Here is a 24864-nt window from a genome sequence, read left to right on the forward strand (position 1 = left end):
AATGGAACAAAATCCAACGGAAACCATTGCCATCATTGGCGCAGGACCAAGCGGTCTTTTTATGCTGAAAAACTTGTTGCAGCATTCAAAACCTAACCGCATTATTTCCATATTTGAGAAAAAGCAAACTCTTGGCGCTGGAATGCCTTATAGTGAAGAAGGCGCCAACGTGGAACATATCACCAATGTTTCGGCTAACGAAATTCCAGAATTGGTGACTTCTGTTGCAGAATGGCTCGAGGGCGTTCCGACAGATGTTTTGGATATTTACAACATCAATGCTGACTATTTTAACGAGTATAAAGTGTTACCACGACTGCTTTTTGGAAGTTATCTTGAGGCGCAATTCCACCTGCTTTTATTGGCGGCCGAGCGATCTGGAGTTGAAATCAATCTTTATTTGAACAGTAAAATTAAAGATATAAAAGAGGCTCCAGCAACTGAAAAAGTGAAGATTTTCTTGGAAAACGGAGATCATTTTGAATTTGATCGCCTTGTGGTCTGCACCGGTCATTCGTGGCCAAAAAAATTAGAAGGAAAAATTGAAGGGTATTTTGATTCTCCTTATCCGCCGGCAAAATTGAAATTTAAGGCAAATCATCCTGTCGCTATAAAAGGTTCATCGCTTACCGCGATTGACGCAATCAGAACTTTGTCGCGGTTTAACGGAACTTATTCTCAAGATAAAGACGGAAAATTCAGCTTTACAAAAAATGCCGACAGTCCTGATTTTAAAATTGTGATGCACTCCCGAAGCGGTCTTCTGCCAGCCGTTCGTTTCCATCTAGAGGATTCTCATCTTGGCACGACTTCTTTGCTTTCAGAAAAAGAAATTCAAGCGCATATCAAAAGTAACGGAGGTTTTCTTTCGTTAGATTATATTTTTGATCAAAATTTTAAAAAAATATTGCTTGAGCGCGACCCAGATTTGTATGCAAAAATTGCTTCGATGAAAGTTGAAGAGTTTACCGAAACCATGCTAAAATATAGAGAAGGCGTTGATGCATTTGAACTTTTAAAACAAGAATTTGAAAATGCGGCGAAATCAATTGACCGAAAAGAATCGATTTATTGGAAAGAATTGCTGGCCATTTTAAGCTTTGCCTTAAATTATCCTGCAAAATATTTATCGGCCGAAGATATGATTAGGCTTCAAAAATCATTGATGCCATTGATTTCTGTCATCATTGCTTTTGTACCGCAAAGTTCTGCAGCCGAACTTTTAGCGTTGCACCAAGCCGGAGTCCTAGAAATTATTGCCGTGGGCGAAGACAGCGACGTTATTGAAAACGAAGAAGGCGGTATCTATTACAAGTATAGCGATGAAAACGGAGCGCATTTAGATTATTACAAAACATTTGTAAACTGCGTGGGACAGCCCCATTTTTCAATAGAATCGTTTCCTTTTGAAGGGTTGCGCGATGGAACCGTCAGCGCTGCGTTTTTAGAATTTAAGTCAGAACAAGAAGGGAAAGAGGCTGAAAAGGAAAACAAAAATGTGTTCAAATCAGACGATAAATTTTTACTGAAAGTGCCAGGAATAAGGATAAACGACGATTTTCAAGTTATTGGCGAAGACGGAAAAGCAAATAACAGCATTTTTGTAATGGCCGTTCCATACATTGGCGGTTACAATCCAGATTATTCGGGTCTTGATTTTTGCGAAGAAGCTTCCGGTCGAATTGCAAATACCCTGCAATAATTGCAATTCCATAATTTTATCTGTACGAATTTTAAATCGTAGGAAATAGTATGCTTTCCTACTACGAATTCCTTAAAATTCTCACAATGTATTTACTTATTCTAAAAAATCGATATATTTGGCTATCCCAATACAGCCCCTTTGAAGCAGTTATATATTCTCCTACTCACGCTTATTTTAATAAGCTGCAATACAAAAGACAAAAATGCAAATCGCGTTTTGGCCGTTACTGAGCCTATGGATTCGATTTTGGACAGTCCGAAGCTTGAGGAACTGCCACGCGAAGAAAAAATCAAACTTTTAGACAGTTTAACGCAAGTTGTGGCCAAGAGCCAAAATGATTCGGTTTCACGGTTTAATTTGATATTGGTTGCCAACCAATATTTTTACATTAACGAAATTGAAAAATACCAGGAGGTTTCTCAAAAACTGGTAGCAATGAGCGCTCAAGCCAATGATACGATAGGTTTGGCGCGTGGTTATCATTATTTGGGCGACTATTTTACAGACAGAAATAATCCTGACAGTTCTTATTTTTATTTTACAAAGGCCGAAAAACTTCTTGCGGATTCTCGCGACCGGGAAAACTTTGGTCGGGTAAAGCTGAAAAAAGGATATTTGATTTATAAGATTAATGATTTGGCATCTTCCGAAGCTATTGGAATTGAATCGTTAAAAATTGCCCATGAAGTAAAAGACTTAACGCTTGAATATGAGTGTTATAATTTTTTGAGTTCGGTTTTGACTTCAGAAAAAAAGTTTGCCGAGGCCATTGATTATAACGAAAAAGCTTTGAAAACGCTTGATGAATTTAAGGATGATCCGCAGTATTTTACCATTTTAAAATCCCAAACTTATAATAGTATTGGAACGGTTTATATGTCTCAAAAGGAATATATAAAAGCGTCTGAATACTTTAAAAAAGGGCTTGAGATGGAAGATCTAATCTCGATTCATCCTGCTTTTTATGCCTATATCTGGAATAATTTGATTTACTGCAGGGAACAATTAGGCGAAGAAAATATACTGGAAGATTATCAAGATTGCCTAAAAATCAGGGACAGCATGGGCGATCTTGCCGGAATTGTGGATAGCAAAATCAAACTTGCCAATTATTATCTTTCCAAAAAAGACACAGCTTATGCCTTTCGCTCGGTTCAGGAAGCAAATAAGCAGGCGATCGAAATAAAAAGCCATGACGCTGTAAATGAATCGTTGCAAATTTTGGCCAAAGCCGATACCAAAAACAGTACGGTTTATTTCCAAAAGTATGTTGATTTAACAGATGAAAATCTGAAACAAGAGCGGGAACAACGCGATAAATTTGCCCGAATTGAATATGAAACCGATGAAATTATTTCGCAGAAAAAACTAATAGAATCTGAAAAAGATCGCATTTCATTACAGCGTTGGATGATTTTGGGTTTCAGCTTGTTGATTGTGCTAATCGTTGCGCTTTGGTATATGATTCAGTCCCAACGTAATAAAAATAAAGAATTGCGCTATATTCAACAACAGCAGGAAGCAAATGAAGAAATTTATGAGCTGATGCTTGACCAACAGCAAAAACTAGAAGAAGGAAAACAGCTTGAGAAAAAGAGAATTTCGCAAGAATTGCATGACGGCGTGATGGGAAAATTAACGGGAATCAGGCTCAATCTCTTTGTTTTGAGTAAGAGACGGGACGACGCCACGATTGACCATTGCTTGCAACACATTGGAGAAATCCAGAATGTAGAAAAAGAAATCAGGACTATTTCACACGATTTGAACAAGAACTTTTTCTCTGATGTGGTCAATTTTATTGCCATTGTAAAAAATCTTTTTGCTTCGATTGAAAATCATTCTGATATTCATTTTGACTTAAAAGTTGATGAAAAAATCGACTGGGAAATTGTCAACAGCAATGCAAAAATGCAAATCTATCGTGTGTTACAAGAGTCAATCCACAACATTGAAAAGCACGCCAACGCTAGTGAAGTTCTTATTTCTATGGCAAAATCTGGAAACGATTTAACGATAGAAATAAAAGACAACGGAACCGGTTTTGACACAACAGTTGTTAAACACGGAATTGGGTTAAAGAACATCCAAGACCGCTTAGAACAAATTGGTGGCAAGGTTACCATTACATCTTCTTTGGGCAGTGGCACAATAATTCATCTTATTTTTCCGATATAAAACAGATACAAGAAGTAAAACTTATGGCAATGCGCATTTTAATGGTGGACGACCACCCAACTCAGCTTGACGGTTATAAAATTATTTTGACTTATAACAACCAAGGGATTGAAATTGATACCACAATGGCTTACAATTGCAAAAGCGCTTTTGAAATCATCACTGATCCTGAAAGTGAAGGTTTTGATATGGTTTTCTTAGACTTAAATCTTCCCGGTTATCCCGAAGAATTGTTGAAATCTGGTGAAGACTTGGCTTATCTTGTGAAAAAATATTTGCCAGCGGCTAAAATCATAATGCTGACTTCACATTCGGAAACCTTCTTGTTATATAATATCGTAAAAAAAATTGAGCCTGACGCATTTTTGGTCAAAAGCGATTTTGGCGGAGATGAACTTCTTGATGCCTTCGACGCGGTAATCAATAACCAAACTTATCATAGTGAAACCGTGACGGCGAGCATCCAAGAATTGCTTTCAAGAGAAGAATATCTTGACAGTTACAACAGGCAAATTATCACGCTTTTGGCGCAAGGCGTGAAGACAAAAAATCTTCCAGAACATTTGAATCTTTCGATGAGTGCCGTTGAAAAGCGCAAGTCGCAAATCAAGGATTATTTCTGCATTGAAAAAGGAAACGATGAAGATATTGTTCGCGAAGCCAGAAAACTAGGATTCATATAATTCCCTTCAAGTCTTTATTTTAACAATTGGTACGGTTTTTCCGTACTTTTTTATTTGAGTTACTTATTATTTTTACAGATAAATATAGAAAAGATAATTGTAGTTATCTCAAACATGATAAAATTGGTCACATTTCTGATATTTCTTTTGACTTCTTTGATTGCAAAATTTGAAGTGAAGCCAGAAGTTGTCGAGAAGAAAAGAGACATCAAGATTCAAAATTTACATCAAAAAATAAATCATCCGTTGCTTTTTCAATTTAATAAGAAAAAGGTAGATGAAAAATAATGTAGTTTTTAGTTTAAATAGGTAGTAGTTTTTACAAAGACGATGGTTTGGTAGGCCATCGTTTTTTTTTGTTTATAAGCCAGGTATTTTTTTGCCTTTCAGATTTTTTGCTTCGATATAAATCTTCTTAATCGACGGATACTTTTCCTTAATTCTATTTTCTAAATGATTGATGTTTTCAAAAAGTTGATCCATCGTCATTTCTGTTTTGAACTGAACATCAATGGCCAGCAAAATTTCTTCGGGAGCCAAATGCATCGTCAATGGATAATACAACGTCGAAACAGCCGGTTCTTCATTGATTAAAGTATAAACACCTTTGACAATATCGGCGTGGGCACTTTCGCCAACCAAAAGGCCTTTACTTTCCTTAACCATAATAATCGCTACAAAGATCAGCAACAAGCCAATCAACATCGAAGCGGCGGCGTCATAAACAGGATTGTTGAAATAATGGCACAAAAACACTCCTGCCAAAGCTAATAACAAGCCGAGTAACGCAGCACTTTCTTCATAAATAACGGCAAATAAAGCAGGATCTTTTGACAGTCGCACTTCTTTCCAGAAACTAAATTCTCCTTTGGTTTGGTTAAAAGTTTTCACGGCATAAATCAACGAAGCGCCTTCAAAAAACATTGAAACAATCAAAACGATGTAATTCCATTTTGGATCTTTTAATGGTTCAGGATGTTGCAAATGCGTGATTCCTTCATAAAGTGACATTCCACCACCAAGAGAAAATACCAAAACAGCAACAATTAATGTCCAGAAATAAATCTCTTTTCCGTGTCCAAAAGGGTGTCCGGCATCTGCAGGACGTTTGCTTCGGCTGATTCCCAATAGTAATAAAAGAGAATTTCCAGAATCTACCGCGCTGTGAATTCCTTCAGAAACCATTGCAGAACTTCCGGTAACTCCAGCGGCAATAAATTTAATAACGGCAATTCCAATGTTGGCACCAAGCGCGCCATAAATCGCCAATTTTGATTCTCCTGTCATGAATTTTGGTTTTACTTAAAGTTACCAAACAAATCAAGAAGTTGTATGAGAATTAGCATTTTTTAAGACTAATATTTTCTGCCAAATCTTGTTTTTAAGTATAAATAATTCGAAACGGAACAATATTTATCGCTCTGTTTTCAATCATTAATTTTAAATCTTCGCTCAAGAAATACCATTCTTCGTCGTTATAAAAGTCTTTATCTTTTCGGTGCAAATAAATGTCAATCGTTGGCGTATAACCCACGTTGCTGTCTAAACTCGTCTGGATTCCGTTTTTGACATCTACTTTTGTAATCGCATCTCCATAATGATTTTTGCACAAAATAATGATGTCTTGTCTGGTTACAACTCTTTGATTTGACACCAAATTTTCGCGATAAGCGTATATTTTCTCTGAATTAGAAAGTTCATCTTTTCCGCCTTGCGTTGTCGATAAAAGCATGATGTTATCTCTTTCAAAATCAGAACCTTTGTGAGAAACCAATCTTGAAAATGTATTTATTTTGTTCGCAGCTTCGCCGTTTGTGGTCCAATATTTTGCAAATAAAGTCCCGCGATTTGTGTTGTCTGTCGTATTTAAAATCAAATAAGGATTATTGATATTTTGCATCCCAACTTGCGACATTTTGTTTCTAAAACGAGAAATTATTTGGTTGATTTCCTTCAAATTATTATCGGTAAAATCATGTCCGAGTCTTGAAAAAGCCGCCGCTTCATCCCGAATCAAATCGATTAAATAATTGATTTCTTCCGTTGCATTTCGTTCGTCAAAACGCGCAACGCCACCAAATCTCAAATAAGCATAATCATTGTCGCCTTTTTCATCGTCGCTTTTTATGACATCAAATTCTTTGTTTTTATCGTCAACAACAGAAAATAATTCTAAGAAAAATTCGTCGTTCAAGTTCAGCGGATAAATGTTCAACAAGTTTTTAATATTTCCCTGAACTTCATTCAGCTTTTTATTAATCACCGGAAAACAATTATTGGCGCAGAAAACTTCTGATAAAATGTCTTTTCCAATAACATTTGGAAACTCAATTCGAATCCAAATTAATTTTTCTTCCGCCAATTTTTTAATGTCCTCAACAGGCAAAAAAGCACTCAACTCTGGTGGCAATGAATTGTTGCTATCGCTAATATCGATCACATCTTTTACCGTGATAAAATGCTGCTTATAAAAATCATTTGTGTGTTCTTGCGTTCTTTCGATATGGTAAAAATCCTCCTGAATTAATTCGCCATATTCGTTTGAATGCCTGTCATCATTGTTATAACCTTGAGTTGTGGTCAATAAATGGCCGTTTAAAAACCATTTTGCCCTTGGCAGAAAGTGAAAAAAAGTATTTCTGTCATGGATGTTTTTTAGGTAAAAATAGAACATCAAATCTTTTATAATTCCGTCACCTTGATGTTTTAATCCCAACCAAATTGTTCCGTGTGGCGCGGGTTTTGTGTAATTTGTGCTACTGATTGTTTCTCGAAATTGCTCTTTCACAATCTCTTGAACGCCATTTGGTAAAATGACATAATTCAACTTATTTCGGTTTAATTTTACTGGTTTTGTTGGCCCAAAGAAATAGTTTTTGATCACATTTTCTGTCGGATTATACGGATTTACTTCTTTTCGCTGAAAATAAAACTGGTGATAATCATTTAAAGTAACTTCGTTTTCCACCGGATATGCGCGCATAATTGCTCTCGCCGGCGTCGCTTTCGCGGAAGCTGTAGGCGTTAAAATATCGACTAATCTTTCGGTAATTCTTCTTCGGCTTGAGAAAATTTCATTTGATATTTTCTCTAATTCTTTGGCACAAACATCAAAAAGCAAATTGACAATTGGATCAAAGACATTTTCAAGCTCCACGTCAGAATATCCCCATTGTTTGGAGGCACGTTTGAGTAATCGGTCTTTTATTTGGTCTTTTGAAAGTTGCTTCATCGATGCGTTTATTTAAATGAAAATGGGGCTAAAAAGTAAGAGCTTTTGTAATAATAAGGTTGATTTGTTTTTTTAATTACGCCATAAACCACAATATCCAGACGCTTTTTTACACGAATATTTGTTTCATAACTGATCGTATCTTCGCTTACGCCTAAAGTTACATCGGTCACAATCAGGCGTTTTTCATATTGTTTTACCTTTTCATGAACAGATTCTTTGATCATGTCTTTCAGCTGATTGGCATTGGCCAAAAGATTAAAATCGGTTTCCCAAATCACGGTTCCAAAGCCGTCGTCATATTTATATTCACCAAAAATCGTGGTGATAATCAATGAAATATATTGGGCCAAAGATTCTTCGATAGTGACTTTTCTTATGTCTTCGCCAGTTGTCAATCGCTTGAAATCAATTGGAATTTTGTAAAATAGGTCTTTCATTTTCTATCGTAAATTTAATTTCTCCGTTTTTATCCAAAGTCACTTTTAAAGAATCTCCTTTTTTAATTTCGTTAGAAATTATCATTCTCGAAAGCGGTCTTTTCAGCTGATTTCTGATCGTGCCCTTAATTGGTCTTGCGCCATATTCTGGCGTGAAACCCATCAATGCGATTTTTTCTTTGTCTTTTTCGTCGATTTTTAAAGTGATGTCTAATTTTTCCAAAAGCTGTAATAATTCTTTTTTCAAATGGATGTCGAAGATTCGCGAAACGCTTTTTTTGCTGATTGGCGCAAACGGAATAATTTCTGTCAAACGGCCCAAAAACTCTGGACGGAAATAACCTGTCATCAATTGAATCAAGTCGTTTGATTTCGGAATTACCTCTTTTTCAAACGATTTTACGATATAATCCGAACCAATATTTGACGTAAATAAAATTACTGCATTTGAAAAATCACCTTCTTTCCCCAGTCGATCGTGGAGTTTTCCTTCGTCCAAAATTTGCAGAAATACATCAAAAACCGATTTGTGAGCTTTCTCAATTTCATCAAAAAGCACGATAGAATAAGGCTTTTGACGAATTTTATTGACCAACAAACCGCCTTCTTCATAACCCACGTATCCAGGAGGCGCGCCATATAAAAGTGCAGCCGAATGTTCTTCTTTAAACTCAGACATGTCTAATCTGATGATTGCGTTTTCGTCTCCAAAAAGAAAATCTGCCAATGATTTTGCCAGCTCTGTTTTTCCAGTTCCTGTTGGTCCGAGGAAGAAAAAAGAACCGATTGGCTGACCTGGTTTTGTCAATCCAGAACGTGATTCTAAAATGGCGTCTGCCACAACTTTTACCGCGTGATCTTGACCGATAACTCTTTGTTTTAAAGTGTTTTCAATGTCTAAAAGTCGCTCGCGTTCATCAGATTTTACTTTTCCAGCAGGAATTCCGGTTATTCCAGAAACCACGTGAGAAAGATGTGTATTTAAAACTATATTTTCTTCGTCATTCAGCTTTTCTAAACTTTCTAAAAGTGATTCTAAATGCGAAATTTTCTGCTCTTTTTCTATCGTAGAAAATTTATCATCGTCGTCGCTAAAAAGTTTTCCGGTCTTATTTTGAATATCCGAATGAAGCCAGTGAATTTTTTCTTCTTTTTCGATTTCCTCAATAATATCACGGATTTCTTCCAATTGCTTTTTCAATTCTGGAAGATCTTTTTTGATGTTTTCTTTGGCTACTTTTAAGGAAGACATCGTTCTGTCAATCAAGTCTAAAGCAGAATCGGGAAGTGATTTTTCCTTTAAATATCTTTTCGAAAGTCTTATAGATTCTTTCAAACCTTCTTCATCAATGCTGAAATCGTGGTGCGTTTGGTAATGAGAAATTACGTTTTTGATCATTCTCAATGCCAATTCCTGCGTTGGTTCTGTAACTTCCAACGTTTCAAATCTACGCGAAAGCGCATCGTCTTTGCCTAAAGATTTTCTGAATTTCTCTGTAGTTGTGGCTCCGATAAAAGTAATATCTCCTTTGGAAAGTTCTGATTTTATGATGCTTCCGATGCCATTTCCTTGGTTGGAATCAAATAACTCATGAATGTCGTCGATGAACAAAATTGGTTTTTCGTAGTTTTTTACTTCGTTGAAAATCTTTTGCAATCGATCTTCAACTTCACCTTTATATGAAGCGCCGGCGAACAACGGACCGATATTTATTTCAAAAACATTCGCGTTATTGAAAGCGGTCAAAGTCGATTTATCAGCAATTTTTCCGCAGAAACCTTCAATTAAAGTTGATTTTCCAACGCCAGATTCTCCGATTACGATTACGTGCGGTTTTAATTTTCGGTTTAAAATCTCGGTAATTGTCTTCAATTCGTCATCGCGACCAATCATCGGAATTGATTCTTTCGACTTGTATTGTTTCACTTTATCAGTGCAATATTTATCTAAAGTGGAAGAATTTCCTGTTTGATTTACTTTTGGTTTTTCAGAATTATTTGCTGTTTTTCCTCCATCAAATTGCTCAGACAAATCATTCGCGCTCAACGGAAGCGACTTCAACTGATCGTGCGAAAATCCCACGCCAGGAGTTACCAACGCCTTTAAAATCGGAATAAAATCAACTTCATCGCCGGTTTTTCTGGCAATTTCTTCGGCTTCAGAAAGCACGGTATTTACAGCGCTGTCAGGAGCCGGATCGTCATTTGGTTTCGAAGCTTTTGGATATTCGCTGATTCTGATGTCTGCCCATTCGTCTAGATAAAAAACGTCAATTCCTTTAGAATCTAATTCGCGCATGAACGAAAATTGAGGATTAAAAAGCGCTTTCATCAAATGTGCCGGCGAATATTTTTGGTTGAAATTGTCTTTCGCGTGTTGCTTTGCAATGTGAATTGCCTGCAAAATATCTTCTGTAACCATGATTTTTGAAATTTTAGTTAGCTCTTCTGCTCAATTGTGTTGCCATTTTTAAGTCTCGAACGAGTTCTTTATTTTCTTCTTCATAAGCCTTAATTTGCTCATTTAACGTCTCAATTTCTTTTTTAGAATCGTTTACTTGAAGCAACAATCTTTTGGCATTTACCAAATCTTTCAAGGACAAAATCACGTTGTCATAAAGTTTCAAACTTTGGTCAGAATCTGCCGGAATTTTTTCTTGAAGTTCAACCAATTCATAGTTGATATTTTGTTCAATGAACTGAAAACTTTGTGGCGCTTTGTCAAGAGAATCAATGAGAACGCCAATGTTTTCGATCTTTTCAGAAAACATTTTTTGAAAATTAAATTCAGCTACAATTTTATCATTTTCGTTTTTTAAGACCTCATTTTCTTTTATAGGTAATTTGTAATTGAAAAATATCGCAAAAAACAAGACTCCCGTTGTGACGATAAACATCAAAAGGAATAGCAAAAATGCCGAAGTTCTTTCTTTTTTATTTAAAATATCCATCTTTGGTGTAGGTTTTTGGTTGGTTTTATTCTGCTAAAAAGGAAGGTGATGAAGGCGGATTGTCGTCTTTATTTTCATTCCCGAAGAAGCTCACTTTTTCGTTTCGAACGATATTTTCATTAACAAAAATTCCGGTATCGCGTTTCTTTCCGATGTAATCTAATTGGTTTAAAAGATTAAACAAATAGTCGATTTTTGCAATAAAATTATTGGCGTGGGCAACGGTTGGTTCAATGTCAAAAGCTTTGTATTTTGAATTAATTGTTTCTGAAAAAAGCCTTTCATAATCGCCACTTGAAATCTCAGTCCATTCTGAAAAATAGTTGAAAAGCATTTCTTTTCCATCGCCAGAAAATGAATCAAAGCTGTTTTTGATAATTCGTGCCAAACTGACTACGTTTTCTAAAACCTCCATCGGTTTCATTTGGAAGCTTGTCCATTTGTTTCGAGTAATGTTTTGGGCAACATAATTTAGGATTTTTCCGCAAGAATCAAAAACCATATTTGCAATCAAATTCTCGTCTTCGGTACTATTTCTAAAACGAATTTTCTGAGAAATCTGAACCGCATTAAATTCCAATTGCTTGAAAAAAGATTCATAATTTTCGAACAAAGTTATCAACGTTTGATGGCTGTTCACCGTTAAACTTGGTGGAATATAATCGGTTAAAATTTCATAGCTGTTCGCCGAAGTTTTGAATTTTGCCAAAGGAAATTGCAACGCTCCAATGTTATTTTGATTGACTTCGCTTTCAATAACGCTGGTCAAAAAATAACGCGACATTGCATTTGGAAAACGCGGCGGAATTTCTTCCATATTTTGTTCTCCGGTCGGGATTCTTTGAAATGGATCAACATTCAATAACAAATAATAATTGTTTTCTTTGAAATCAAAATCTTTCAATTCGATTTTTTCATTGAATTCTCCTGTAAAATCAGTGATTTCGATTCTTCCACCGCCAGGAGTTACCGCCTTCATCATTTTAATATTGACACTCAATTCGTTGTGGGCGTCAATGGAAATTGAATATTGAAAAGGTCGTGTCAAATGTGTTGACATCAAGCCATAATTTAACTCATTTACGCCTAAATTTCGAGCGTCACGAACCAAATCTTCGATATTATCCTGTAACGTGATGAAGTGATTTTTGTTGATTTTCATTCCATCAATCCAGTTTACTGGAAAGTGTTTTATATTCTCAGCCATAATTAAAAAATTATATTCGTTGACATATTATTGTTTCTCCGTCTTTGATATTATTGGTATCGATAGCCAATTCTGGATCGATGTAATCTGATGAGCTGAACCATTTTGGCTTTGTATAAAAATACCAACCATACGGCTGATTTTTTTCATCTAAATAGTGAACCTGACTGTTCGGATTCTTCTCGTTATAGTCATTTATGAAATAATAAAACAGTTTTCCAAAGTCAAATGCACGAGGCGCTTTTACTTTAAAATTGATAATTGTTGAATCGTTTGCTTTCTTTGTAAAAACCAGATTTACAATAATTATATTTCTCATTTCAGAAATCTGCGGCGCCGGATATCTTGAATTAACCGGATAAAACCAACGTTTGTGCAACTTTGCCGGAATGGAAATCGCTGTTTTGAACAGTGCAAATACAAATGTGGGAATCAAGAAAAAAAGCATCGCTCCAAAGAAATAAAACATGTATTCCAATTCTTGAAAATGTCCCAAAAGCATGATCAAAAAAGCCAATAAAAACGTTCCGGAAACAATGGAAATAAAAATCTCTTTGTAGGTTTCTTTGGCGTCAAATTGCTTAAAATATAATTGATAAAACGTCAAATGAACTGATCCGGCGATTAAAAGATAAACTTGAAAAGAGATAAATCTGATGTTGATTGTGGTTTCTTTCAAATTGTATAAAATGGCTCCAAAGATCAATAGCATCAAGCCTTGGCATAAAATATATATAAAATAGCGCTTTTTATCTTGCCTGAATTTTGGAGTTTTCATTCCGATAAACATGCTTATAATCATCGCAATTGCAATGGCTAAAAAAATGTAAACTAACGTTTCGCCTCCGCCAATTTGGTTTAAATATTTTCTCATATTACTGTTGATATTCCAAGTCTTGATTTATAAATTGTGTCGTCCATTGCAAAAAGTTCATCTTCAGAATTCAATTGAATCTCGAAAGAATATTGTACTTGAAATGGCAAAAAAAGGTTGAAGAACGTATTTAAAAAGTTTTGCAAAACCTGCTCGTCAAAATAATTTGGCAGGTTGTCTGGGTTTTTCAAAGGACCAATATTAAAGTTGTATTTTTTCAAGAAAATCTCTTGATTGCTTTGTAAAGTTGTTGTGATTCCCATGATCATTTCGCTTGAATCTGCTTCCACGTCGTGACCATTTTCCAGCTGAATATTTCTGGAAGTAAAAGACACTTTTTCACCTAAAATCTTCTCAAGAATTTGACTGATATCGTCAACACTTTGGCCTGCATTTCCTTTTTGTTTCATTAAAGCATAAAACATTTTCACGGTCAAAAGATCAGGAATATTGTCTTCAACGCCCAGAATCATTCTGATGATATCGGCAATGCCATTTGTATTTATTTTCGAAAAGAAATCAGATTCATATTTTTCGATTTCATGTCTAAATCGAAACAGTTCATTTTCTAACGGATTGTAAAAATGGCGCGCTTCTTTTTCTTCTTTCTTCCGAATTTTAAATTCTTGTGAAGCGTCATTTCTTTGATCTCTATTTCTGTAATTGTGCGTAATACTTTCGGGCAAAATATCATAAAAACCATCGCGACTGATGTCAATATTTAAGATGTCAGAATCATTTGAATCAGTTGTTACATTCATGAAATCTTTACTGAACTTTCTGAAAAACACGCCTTTTGTCTGCAAAACAATATCTAAATCGTCTGTTTTGTTTTTTAAAAGCATGTCAAACAACAACTCAGCTCTTAAATCAAAAGAGGCGAGATGTCTGTAATTATCAACAAAATAGCGATTTTCTATCATAAATTAGTCTTGTTTAAATCTTCCGGCGGCCATGAAATTTTTCTTCCAATATTGTTTTTTCAAATTGGCGATTTCAACTCCTCCGACCAAATTCGCTGCAAAAAACTTATCATTTTTTAAATAAATTCCCACGTGCGTGATGATTCTTTCTTCGTTTAATCTAAAGAAAACCAAATCGCCTTCACGCAAATTTTCGTCAGATTTAAACAGCTCTAATCGTTTGTCAAGCGTCATTTCTTCTGCAGTTCTGGGCAATTCTTTTTTGTAAACATAACTGTATAATTGTTGTACTAAAGCAGAACAATCAATGCCATTTCGAGATTCTCCGCCCCAAACATATTTTGTGCCTTCCCAGCTTTTTATAAAATTATAAAGCCTTTCGTTGATGATTTCGTCTTGACTTACACTTAATTTTTTAGCAAAGTATTTTTTGTCATCTTCCGTCAGCTTTGTGTCATAAGTGTATTTAGGTTTTTTTTCTTTTTTACGACTTTCAGATGCTACCAATTCGTCAGTGATCGTAAACTCTTTTTGCGGACGGCATGACGCCATACAAATGAGTATATACGAACTTAAAAGACATAAGTAAATAATCTTTTTTAACATAAAGGCACACGATTTCGTTAATGAAAAACTTACTAATTTAATATAATTTTTGTTGCTCTTAAAGGGGGGAAAGCAATTATTTAAACGTAAAAATATTGGGAACTAATTTATACAATTCTAATTGATAAACAGTTTTAAAGGTGTTAAATTAATACTTTTTGGCTACAAAAAACATATTTAACAATTCCGTAAAGTGAATTTAACAAAATATTATCATTGCCTAAAATTGTAGGAAAATCAAGGTTTGGCAGATTATGCATATGTTAAAAGGCTGTTACTTAAACAACAAATATTGCAATTGTCTGCTGAATGTTGAAAATGGAAAGGAAATTTTTATAAATTTGGAATAAGACAAACTTCACTTATTTATTGCCCCCAGCAGTTATAATTAAATTAATTATAAAAATGAATAAGAGCAACCAAATCAAGACCCACTTCGATGGAAAAGTTATATTGTTTTTCTTTATAATTTTCATTGTTGCGTGCGGACTTTTAGCCTTTAAGATTAACACAAAAGAAGTTTGTACTGTAAAAGACTTTAAAATTGACGCGCCAAGTTTTAAATCTGGCGAGCTGATTACTTTTTCAGATAATACTTTAAACGCATCTGAATGGAGATGGTATTTTGGCGACGGCTCTAAAATTTCATACCGTTCAAAAGTGGCGCACTCTTTTTCGAAACCAGGAAAATATACCATAAAGCTCTTAGTAAATAATAGTTGCACTGTTGAAAAAACAATTACCATAGTTGAAAAAAATGAAGTTGTTGACGAAAGTCTTCTTCCAAAATTTACCGGGCCGGCTTTTGCTTACGTCGGAGAACCAGTTGCTTTCATTGACACAACGGCACACGCAAAATCATGGGAATGGCGATTTGGCGACGGAAGTAAAATAGATGCAATTGATAAAAATCCGACTTATACATACCGAACTGCCGGCGAAAAAGCGGTAACTCTTGTCATCAATGGCGATATGAAATATTTTGCCCAAAGAAAAATAACCGTGCTTCCGGCAAGAAAAGAGCAAAAAGATTTGGTTGCAGAAAGATTGGCCAGAAGAAGTAATGCAAGAGGTGACGTTGTTAATGATTATTTCAATAGTTTGCCAGATGCGCCAGGAAGAAGTCCAGAATTTGCTGGTCTTAACGAAGAAAAGTTTAAAGGAATTTTAAATGGAATTTGCAAAGACGAGCTTTCTTATGACAATGTAAAACGTTACTTCTGTGAAGATGATTTGCCTTTGATAAAGTTAAGGAATGACAAAACGATTTCTTTAAAACAGCTTGATACTGAAATTCGAAACAGAAATATCAATGTAAAAAAGATTCAATTTCAAAAAGATCAAGACGGATGTATTACACTTATCAACTTGAATTACAGGTACAAAACAATTTTTTAAATCTCATTTCTATATATAATTACTAATATTAAATAATCGACAGCATGGCAAATAATTTTTCAAACAGTTATGGAATTGGGGGTAACGAAGTCAGACAAGAAGGACAAGAAGCAATTTTAGAAATCCCTCAAAATAAAACATTAATCGCTCAAAAATTGACTCCAAATACTCCGGTTCGTCCAGAAATTGTAACCGGACTTAAAAATATGGATGAGGTTTTTGAACATTTTGACCCAAAGATTAACGTAGCCTTTGAAGATGACGAAGGGAAACTTACACGAGAGGAATTGTCATTTAAAAATGTTGGCGATTTTTCAATCAACGGTTTGACAGCTCAGAGTCCGTTTTTGACAGATTTGAAAACAAAAAATGAGCAATATCAAAAAATGATTAAACAATTAAAAACAAATAAAGTTTTAAAATTGGCTCTTCAAGATCCTGAAGCACGAAAATCAGTGATTGAAACTATCGAAAAATTAATCAAAGAAATCGAACAAACTGAAAAATAATTGAGCCATGGCAAATCAAGAAAACACTAAAGCGACAAATATTGCATTTGAAAATCAAGAAAATCAAACCAGAACTCTTGAGCAAAATGTAGAATCTTTTATACAATATGGAGGTTTTGATTTATTGGAAGGCGCAATCGAAGGCGTTCAAAATTTAAATCCCGAGAGAAAAGCGCGTAAAAATATCTTTTTGAGCGAAAGCAATAAAAAAGCAGAAAGACAAGCTTTAAAAACGGTGTTGAAACTTTGGGCAGAATCATTAAAAACTACTGATGACCTTTTAGAATTGGTAAATGAAAGCACAAAAAAATCAGAACAAGCAGCAAAAGCTTTGAAGAAAAATTTGGCTACAGCCGTTGAAGAGTCAAAAGAATTAGAAGAAAATTATAGAACACTTTCTCTTTTTTATAAAAATACTGAAGAAAGCAAAGTGAAAAATATTTCGATTATGAACGCAGAATTAGATCAATTGAAAGATCTTGACAATTCTCGTTTTATTGACAATATTCAAGAAGAATTGGTGAACGGATTTGACCGATTGGACCTACGTCAAAATTACTCACTTTTGGTAATCCCAGGATATTTGGGTTCTAACAAAGTGATTGAAAAATGGGCAAAAATCGCGTATGACAACAAAGTTATGTTGATCACCGATTTTCAACATTTAGACGAACCAGATGATGTTATGGAAATGTTTGAATCAGCAAATTTAACTGGCGGTGACACCTATCGTTCGAATGTGATGATGGCTTGTAATTGGTTAGTTGGTCGTGGAAAACACGACGAAATAGATGAATTAGATCATTTATATATTCCGCCATCGACTGCTTTGGCCGGAAAAGTGTACAATACTTTAATGTCGCAAGTTACTGCGGGTAAGAAATTTGGAGGAATCAATGAAGTTGACGGAGTGAAATTTGACTTAAAGAAAAGTGAAATTGCAAATCTTGAAAATTTAGGATTAATTCCGATGGTAAATGAGTATGGAAAAGTAATGGCTTTCTCAGGAAAAACGCTTTTTAGTGGCGATAATCTTGGACTGCAAACCTATTCTGTTGTTCGTGTTTTTGATTATGTAACAAAAGTTTTGATGGATTTCTTAAACCGAAGAGCTTTTGAAAACTTCAATGCAAAAACCAGAAAAGAGATTTTGAACCAAATCGTGAAATTCTTAGATAACGTTGCTGGTCCAGATAAATTGATTGAAGATTTTGAAATCAAAAGATTCGAGCAAGATCCAAACCAAAAAGATAGAATCTTTCTTGATATTCGATTGAAGCCTTATTTTCCGGCTAAAAACTTCTTGATTAAAATGGATGGTCAAAAAGGAGACGATGGAAACGACTGGGATACTGAGTACGCAGAGTCAAAATAATCACATTAACAGATTATGTTGCTTGAAACCAGTTAATTAAACCTAAATTTTTCAATTTTTTAACATTAATTTTATTGCAACTAATCTAAAAAAGTAATACCTTAGAATACAATTAATTAGCAGGAAAAATAGAATAGAAATTCCCCCAATTCTATCACAATTAATAAATTTTAATCTTTAAATTTTTTTATTATGTCATTCAAATCAAAACTAAAAGTTGGCGGGAAAGAATTAAACATTTTGAACGCTTCGTATGATTTGCATCAAGAAGTAGATGCTAGCGGACGTCCATCATCAGTAACACGTGGTGGAACAATTAATTTAACTGTAGAATCAACTGGAGATTCATTCTTCTTCGAATGGATGACCAACAATTTCGAAAGAAAAGACGGTTCAATTCAGTATGTAAAAAGAGACACCGACGCCAAATTAAAAGAAATGAACTTCAAAGAAGGATATCTTGTGAAGTACAAAGAATCTTTCGACGCTTCAGACGGTAGCCCATTAACTGAAACCTTCACAATTTCTGCCAAAGAACTTTCAATGGGCGGTGGAGAACACATTAACGAGTGGGTTTAATTCAATTAGAATTACTTTAAAGTCTTAATGATAAAGGGTTTGTGCACACATTCCCTTTGTCATTATATCTTATTATTTCAGTTTTTTTAATAATTAAATCTTATTCAAATATGTCATTTTTAGCTAAGCTTGAAATTGACGGAGAGGTTTTGAATGTATTAGAATTTCAATGCACTCTTGGTCAAGATACCGATAAAAGCGGAAAACCCTCGGCAGATCCTGCTGGAGGAAAAATCCGAATAGTTGTAGAATCTACAAAAAGCACTATGTTATTTGATTGGATGGTCAGCAATTCGCAGACAAAAAATGGAAAGCTCACTTTTTATAGGAGAGATGCCATTTCAAAAATGCGTGAACTCCAGTTTAAAGAAGCTTATTGCATCAGATATGATGAACTTTTCGTGGCTTATAACACGATGTCAATGAAAATTGAGATTGTAGTTTCGGCCAAAGAAATAAATATGAATGGTTCACAATTTGCCAGAAACTGGCCGTTGAAATTCTAAAATAATTTTTTATGAACGAACTTGATGCTAAATTTTTTGTAGGATTGAGTTGGCATTTCGGTGGCGGAAAATCTTATATGAGTGGCACTGCCGGCGTCGGTGTCAGCAAACGTTTTGGCAATGTGGAACCAGGCGTAAACCTTGCCATGAATTTTTATAATGGAGGAATGGGAGCACGTTCAGACAGCAATGCCATGAACTTTGACACCGTTCTTACCGGAAAAGTTACTGCGGGAGCAGGTCGCGCCAATCCAATGTCAGTTTATCCTTTGCACATGGAAAGCGGTACCGGAATGGATGATACTTATAAATACTCAGCAACTTTGGGAACCAGCATGATTTTGAACAATAACGGACGAAATCAGCAGGTTGGTTTTCTTCAGTTAAGAGCCTCTGATTTTGCCTTTCAGTTTTATAATGATTTTGGAGGTTTCAAAAAAATTGGAATCGCAGATGGTTATGACCGTTGGTGGACTGGTGGCGGAAAAGTCATTTTAGGAAACAACAATCAAAATTACCAAATGATAATTGCGAGCGATGTTTTTACTGCAGAAACAGATTCTGACAATGAATTTGATGAAGCAACCGCTGAACGCAATTTAGAGGAATTTAAAAGCCAAAATACGGGCGGATTTTTTAAAACGTTAGGCAATAAATTTTCAAATTACACGCCTGCCGTGGCTTCAGAAGTGAACCAAGAGTTTTTAAAAGAGTTTAGAAACAACGTTCCTTATAACAGCAATGCACATTCTTTTGACTTGAATACAGGCAGAACTTCCTTCAAATTAAAAACGCCACAAGGTTCTTTTGGAGTAAATGGATTGGGATCAGGTCATATGTATTCTCAAGATGGAATTCATAAAATTATAAATTTTCACTTAATTCCTTCTGAAAGACCAAATTATTGGGAGGTTCAAGTCGGACCTCAATTTAATACTGGTTTTTAATGAAAAACAAATTAACGATAATGATACTGCTTTTTGGATTGTTTTCGTGTGCGCAAAAATTGTATGTCAAAGACGATTATACACTTTATGACAAAAACTTTTTGCTTCCAGCAACATCTTTGTTACAAACCAATGGAGTATATGTTTTAGAAAGCATTTGGACGGATGAAAACGGAGAACGTAAACCAAATGAAAAAGAGCATATGTTTTATAAATTTTACAAAACAGGGCAAGTGAATTTGACAGTTGATTTAGACAATACAATTAAAACTGAACAAGATTTTATCGAAAGAATTAATCAAGATTTTCAACAATATAAAGAAGGAAAGAAACACACGCTTTTTGAAGGATATTATAAATTAAAAGACAATAAAATTGTCATTCAAAGAAAGGTTGTTCCAAGAAAACAATTCAATTATCGATATGGATATGTGCAAGATGACAAGCTGATAATTGTAACGAGCACGCATTTAGGCAAAGGTGAATTTGACGAAAAGCATTTTACAAATTTTTATAAAGAAACATATCAATTTAAGCCACTTTCCACGGCAAAATTAGAAAGCCAAAATCCTTATTGGTAATTCTATTTCATATTGTGAGCTTAATTTATAGTAAGGAATAGTTTAAAAACTCAAATATGAAAAAAACAGCTCAACTATTTTTTTTCTTATTATTCGCAGTTCAAGTTTTTGGACAAGAAACCACTCTTGCCATTTCTGATTTTGATGCGGCTTATCTCAAAGAAATAAAGACAGAAAATAACGCATTAACAGAGAGAATTTCTGCTTTTCCAAAAAATATTCAAGACTTAAACAAGCAAATTGGTCAAGCCATCAGAAACAATGACGATTCAAAAGCACTTGAATTGGCGTATGAAACCGATAAATTGTATCCAAACAATGCCGATATAAAAAATTTCATTGGAAAAAGACAGGCTAAAGCGCAAGATTATTCAAACGCATTAAAAAGTTTTGATGAAGCCATTAAATTAGACGGAAAAAATAAATGGTTTTACATCAATAAAGCTTCCGTTCAAGTAGAAAATAAACAACTTGCAGAAGCTTTAAAAACCATAGAAGCGCTTATCATTTTACAACCAAATTGGAGTTTAGCGTATAATTTAAAAGCGTCATTTTTGCGAGAATTGAACCAGCAAAGCGAAGCTTTGAGAGCCTATGAAATGGCAATTATGGGCGAGCCAAAAAGTGCGCAAATCTACACAAATCGAGGTGATTTATACAAAGAATTGAGCAAAGAAAAGGAAGCAATTGCAGACTACAAAAAAGCGTTGCAAATTCAGCCAGATTATTCCAGAGCCCAAGAAAAATTAAATATGATTTCAAAAACAGTTTCTGAAAAGAAATAGTTTCCACATAATTTAAAAAATAAGAGCGATGCCAATAAGTACACAAATCAAAATAGAAATTGCAGGCGAAGCGTTAACTCGTTTTTCAAAATTGGTGATTGAACAAAAAGTGCAAACACACCACAAGTTCTCATTATTGCAACCGTTGCCAAAAGAATTTGTGAGCCAAGCTATCGACAAGGCGCAAAGTTATATTGGAAAATCGATCAAAATCACCATAAATCCGTCAAATATGATGACTGATTCGCCATTGGTTTTTAACGGAATCATCACAGAAACTCAAATGGTAAGAACGGCAGGAGCTTCTGGCGGTATCATCATTAACGGCTACAGCCCCACAATTTTATTAGAAGGAACGCCTCATATCAAATCATTTACAGATAAAAATATTGCAGCAATTGTTCAAGAAGTCTTAGGTAATTATTCTTCTGAAAGTTTGAAACCATCAGTTTCAGTACAAAAAGATGCGACTTTATCTTACACCGTTCAATATACAGAAAGTGATTTTGGATTTCTTTCAAGAATTGCTCAAAAGAAAGGACAATGGTTTTATTTTAACGGAGAAGAATTAATTTTTGGTCAGCCAAAATCTAAAAATTTCAATTTAGAATATGGTAGAACTTTGCATTCTTTTAATATCGAAATGCGCGCAAAATCTTTAGGTTTTGAATATTTGGGATATGATCCGTCAAACGGAGAGTTGCAAAAAGCAAATTCTTCAGACGTAAATTATCAGCCAGAAGGTTACTCAAAATCGGTATTTGAATCTTCAAAAAAATTATTTCCAAATACTTCAACTTTGCTTTATTCGCATTCCTTGGAAGAAGGAAATTCGAAAACACATTTAACTGACAGAATTACAACGCAATTGCAATCTAGAACCGCTGATTTAGTTACTGCAAAAGGCGATTCAGATGAAACTGGTTTGAGAGTTGGCGACGTTGTAAATATTAAGGAACCCGCATTCTCGTTGACCGGAATTCTTACGGATGGTTTACAAGAGCAAAATTTTGGGAGCTATATTATTACCGATATTGTTCATATTTGTGATGAATCAGGTAATTATCACAATACTTTTGATGCCGTTCCAGAAGCGGTAATTTCTCCACCTTATGGAAATGTGCACAGTTTTCCAATTGCAGAATCACAACCTGCAACGGTAATTTCAAATGACGATCCCGCCGGATTGGGAAGAATTCAGGTGGCATTTGCTTGGCAAAAAGAAACTGAAAAAAATACGCCTTGGATCAGAATGACAAACCCACATTCTGGTAGCGGAAAAGGTTTTTATTTTATTCCAGAAGTTGGTGAAGAAGTTTTAGTGGGATTTGAAGGGGGAAATGCTGAAAAACCATTTGTTCTTGGATCAATGTATAACGGAAGTGCTTCCAGCGGTTACGCAGCCGAAAATAATTCTATAAAAGCAATTCACACACGCAGCGGTCATATCATAAAATTTACGGAAGATGAAAGCATTTTGATTACTGACAGAAGCGGTAATAAAATTCTTTTTGACACGCAGGGAAGCACAATTAATATTTATGCGCCACAAACCATTAATATTGATGCGACCGATATCAACATTTCTGCATCAAATAATATAAACATCAGCGCCGGCGCGAATCAAAATAATACTGTGGGAATTGACAATTCAACATCCATCGGAGGAAATCATTTTGTGAATGTGGGTGGTGAAATGTCTGAAAAAATTCTTGGCGATTTAATCTCGCATACTGAACAAGGAAGGTCAATTAGTTCTGAAAAAGGATACGAATCTTCAAGCAATGGCAATATCAACAAGCATTCACAAAAGGAAATTCAAAATAATAGTGTAGAAAAATCTCAAGCACATTGATATGAGTAAAACTACAATAGTTGGCGGAAGAATCATTGAATCGACGGGCGGAAATTTCAATATTTATGCGAAAGAAAACATCGTGTATCGATCTGCTACGACTATTACAGAAACTGGAGTTGAGAGAGGCGTAAATTATGGAAATCCTCAAAATCCGCCAGAAAGAAAAAATTATTTTACAAAAGGCTGGTGGTCGCTTGATATTGAGGGAAATAAAATTATCAAAAACGCCATTCCGTTTATGACCGTTTATTTTCATCTTGAAACAAAAAATATTCCAAATGGTGGGAATGTTTTTATGACGCTTTATGAAGAAGACAATAGCGAACCAGAAGAAAATGATACTGTTGCAGATAAAGATGATAAAATTACACTTGTCAATAAAAGCACCCAAAAAGAAACCCAAGTTAGGCCGGTAAATAATAACAAAATCGTGGTTCCCATTGAACTTGGCGGACTCGATAATTTTTTAGAAAATGAAGCTGACAAAGTTTTAGAATTATATTTTAGATGTAGTTATTCAAACGAAAATGCGCAATATCCGTCTAATATTCAAGACTATTTAAAAGTCAATGAAATTGTTGCAGACCGATATAAAATGCCAGGATTAAACGAAGAAGGTAAAGAAATTGCGAGCGATTTATCTTTTGGTTATGGTGTTAAAGGTCCAAATCCCATTTATTCGCCAAGCGCAATCACCACATATATTGACCAATATTCAGAAAAAGGTTTTCAACTCAACGACCACGCTTTATTTGTTAACAGCACCGCAAACTCCAATCAAAATGACAAGGCAAAATACAGCAGAGAAGAATGTTATAGTGCAAAATATACAATGGCAACGGTTCCATTTATTAATGTAGACTTAAATGTTCCAACAGGTTTAGATGTTCGAATTTTTGATAACCTTTCAGACGAAACGCTTTTTTGGGATTTTGAGCAAACTGCTTCACTTTATTTTGCAACAGGCTTATTACAAGGAAATTTGAAAAGAATGATTGCAAAATTTAAGTCAAATCAAGGTGGGATTTATGAAGATCCTGTTTTAACCGAAGCAATAATAAATAGTGACGTAACAAAAAAATATTGTGCTGATGTAGAGAAATATCTTTCTGAAAGCATCAAAACAAACATTACAAGCTTAGATAAAATTGAAGATAAGAAACCTTATTTTGGGAATCACAATACGCTTCAAGCGGATCGAAAAAACAAAAATAAAACGTTTTCAAGACCCATTTATAATGTCAATCGAACAGAAGGTTTGACAATTGCATTAAATGATATTTGGGCAACTCAAATTGTGATTAAAGAACTAAAAAATACAAACAATACTTATAAATGCAAATATGAAGTAATTCTTTGGGATCATTTTGGACTTGATTTGCCAGATATGGAAAAAATTTTCAACATAATTCCAAGTGTTGGAGAAGCGTTTGTCACTTGGTTTATTTTGCAACATTTGAGAGGATATAAGCCATTTGTAACGAAAATTAAATTTGAAAAAAAATTTGAAGGTACATTCTAAATCAA

Annotated in this window: 23 protein-coding genes; 14 read left to right on the plus strand and 9 right to left on the minus strand. The window is 34.7% G+C overall.

The window, feature by feature from the left end; all coding sequences use genetic code 11:
• Position 1 precedes the first annotated feature (1 nt).
• The 4 genes from ACFPVY_RS13150 to ACFPVY_RS13165 all read left to right on the plus strand — a co-directional run bounded on the left by ACFPVY_RS13150 (position 2) and on the right by ACFPVY_RS13165 (position 4854).
• The gene (locus ACFPVY_RS13150) at positions 2–1702 is read left to right on the plus strand and encodes an FAD/NAD(P)-binding protein (protein WP_379792556.1); all 1701 of its coding nucleotides are present in this window, start codon (positions 2–4) and stop codon (positions 1700–1702) included.
• Positions 1703–1843: 141 nt separating this feature from the next.
• On the plus strand, positions 1844–3883 hold the full coding sequence (locus ACFPVY_RS13155; RefSeq protein WP_379792557.1) for a tetratricopeptide repeat-containing sensor histidine kinase: 2040 nt from the start codon (positions 1844–1846) through the stop codon (positions 3881–3883).
• 29 nt (positions 3884–3912) lie between these two features.
• A complete protein-coding gene (locus tag ACFPVY_RS13160; protein ID WP_379792558.1) occupies positions 3913–4566 on the plus strand; it encodes a response regulator transcription factor in 654 nt (217 codons plus the stop codon).
• 114 nt (positions 4567–4680) lie between these two features.
• Positions 4681–4854, plus strand: a complete 174-nt coding sequence (locus ACFPVY_RS13165) for a hypothetical protein (RefSeq protein WP_379792559.1) — start codon at positions 4681–4683, stop codon at positions 4852–4854.
• Positions 4855–4926: 72 nt separating this feature from the next.
• On the opposite strand, the gene ACFPVY_RS13170 is transcribed toward ACFPVY_RS13165, so the two are convergent.
• From ACFPVY_RS13170 to ACFPVY_RS13210, 9 genes are all read right to left on the minus strand, one after another.
• The gene (locus tag ACFPVY_RS13170) at positions 4927–5853 is read right to left on the minus strand and encodes a cation diffusion facilitator family transporter (protein WP_379792560.1); all 927 of its coding nucleotides are present in this window, start codon (positions 5851–5853) and stop codon (positions 4927–4929) included.
• Positions 5854–5947: 94 nt separating this feature from the next.
• Entirely contained in the window at positions 5948–7798 is a 1851-nt protein-coding gene (locus tag ACFPVY_RS13175; RefSeq protein ID WP_379792561.1) for a hypothetical protein, read from the minus strand.
• Positions 7799–7806: 8 nt separating this feature from the next.
• On the minus strand, positions 7807–8238 hold the full coding sequence (locus tag ACFPVY_RS13180) for a GPW/gp25 family protein (RefSeq protein WP_379792562.1): 432 nt from the start codon (positions 8236–8238) through the stop codon (positions 7807–7809).
• Entirely contained in the window at positions 8207–10660 is a 2454-nt protein-coding gene (locus ACFPVY_RS13185; RefSeq protein WP_379792563.1) for an AAA family ATPase, read from the minus strand. Before ACFPVY_RS13185 ends, ACFPVY_RS13180 begins: the two co-directional genes overlap by 32 nt.
• Positions 10661–10673: 13 nt before the next feature.
• Complete coding sequence (gene tssO / locus ACFPVY_RS13190) at positions 10674–11189, minus strand: type VI secretion system TssO (protein WP_379792564.1); 516 nt, start codon at positions 11187–11189, stop codon at positions 10674–10676.
• Between the two features lie 25 nt (positions 11190–11214).
• Positions 11215–12396, minus strand: coding sequence for a hypothetical protein (locus ACFPVY_RS13195; RefSeq protein ID WP_379792566.1), 1182 nt, complete (start codon positions 12394–12396; stop codon positions 11215–11217).
• Positions 12397–12406: 10 nt separating this feature from the next.
• The gene (locus tag ACFPVY_RS13200) at positions 12407–13270 is read right to left on the minus strand and encodes a TssN family type VI secretion system protein (RefSeq protein ID WP_379792567.1); all 864 of its coding nucleotides are present in this window, start codon (positions 13268–13270) and stop codon (positions 12407–12409) included.
• Entirely contained in the window at positions 13267–14193 is a 927-nt protein-coding gene (locus ACFPVY_RS13205) for a hypothetical protein (RefSeq protein WP_379792568.1), read from the minus strand. Before ACFPVY_RS13205 ends, ACFPVY_RS13200 begins: the two co-directional genes overlap by 4 nt.
• 3 nt (positions 14194–14196) lie before the next feature.
• On the minus strand, positions 14197–14745 hold the full coding sequence (locus tag ACFPVY_RS13210) for a C40 family peptidase (protein WP_379792569.1): 549 nt from the start codon (positions 14743–14745) through the stop codon (positions 14197–14199).
• 459 nt (positions 14746–15204) lie between these two features.
• Between ACFPVY_RS13210 and ACFPVY_RS13215 the strand changes: the two genes are divergently transcribed.
• From ACFPVY_RS13215 to ACFPVY_RS13260, 10 genes are all read left to right on the plus strand, one after another.
• Entirely contained in the window at positions 15205–16197 is a 993-nt protein-coding gene (locus tag ACFPVY_RS13215) for a PKD domain-containing protein (protein WP_379792570.1), read from the plus strand.
• A gap of 44 nt (positions 16198–16241) precedes the next feature.
• Positions 16242–16706, plus strand: coding sequence for a hypothetical protein (locus ACFPVY_RS13220; protein WP_379792571.1), 465 nt, complete (start codon positions 16242–16244; stop codon positions 16704–16706).
• A 7-nt stretch (positions 16707–16713) separates the two neighbouring features.
• Positions 16714–18081 (plus strand): DUF5458 family protein, encoded by a 1368-nt coding sequence (locus tag ACFPVY_RS13225; protein WP_379792572.1) that lies wholly within the window; start codon positions 16714–16716, stop codon positions 18079–18081.
• Positions 18082–18273: 192 nt separating this feature from the next.
• Positions 18274–18660 carry a type VI secretion system tube protein TssD gene (gene tssD / locus ACFPVY_RS13230; protein WP_379792573.1) on the plus strand — a complete coding sequence of 129 codons (387 nt, stop codon included), beginning with the start codon at positions 18274–18276 and terminating at the stop codon, positions 18658–18660.
• A gap of 110 nt (positions 18661–18770) precedes the next feature.
• The gene (tssD, locus tag ACFPVY_RS13235) at positions 18771–19166 is read left to right on the plus strand and encodes a type VI secretion system tube protein TssD (RefSeq protein ID WP_125012479.1); all 396 of its coding nucleotides are present in this window, start codon (positions 18771–18773) and stop codon (positions 19164–19166) included.
• A gap of 11 nt (positions 19167–19177) precedes the next feature.
• Complete coding sequence (locus ACFPVY_RS13240; RefSeq protein ID WP_379792574.1) at positions 19178–20113, plus strand: polymorphic toxin type 23 domain-containing protein; 936 nt, start codon at positions 19178–19180, stop codon at positions 20111–20113.
• Positions 20113–20694: a hypothetical protein gene (locus ACFPVY_RS13245; RefSeq protein ID WP_379792575.1), complete on the plus strand. Its 582-nt coding sequence runs from the start codon at positions 20113–20115 to the stop codon at positions 20692–20694. Before ACFPVY_RS13240 ends, ACFPVY_RS13245 begins: the two co-directional genes overlap by 1 nt.
• Before the next feature lie 56 nt (positions 20695–20750).
• On the plus strand, positions 20751–21479 hold the full coding sequence (locus tag ACFPVY_RS13250) for a tetratricopeptide repeat protein (protein ID WP_379792576.1): 729 nt from the start codon (positions 20751–20753) through the stop codon (positions 21477–21479).
• Positions 21480–21507: 28 nt separating this feature from the next.
• Positions 21508–23334 carry a type VI secretion system Vgr family protein gene (locus ACFPVY_RS13255; RefSeq protein ID WP_379792577.1) on the plus strand — a complete coding sequence of 609 codons (1827 nt, stop codon included), beginning with the start codon at positions 21508–21510 and terminating at the stop codon, positions 23332–23334.
• A gap of 1 nt (position 23335) precedes the next feature.
• Positions 23336–24859 (plus strand): DUF3289 family protein, encoded by a 1524-nt coding sequence (locus tag ACFPVY_RS13260; protein WP_379792578.1) that lies wholly within the window; start codon positions 23336–23338, stop codon positions 24857–24859.
• Positions 24860–24864 lie beyond the last annotated feature (5 nt).

The organism is Flavobacterium qiangtangense (genome assembly GCF_042658345.1).
Taxonomy (GTDB): domain Bacteria; phylum Bacteroidota; class Bacteroidia; order Flavobacteriales; family Flavobacteriaceae; genus Flavobacterium; species Flavobacterium qiangtangense.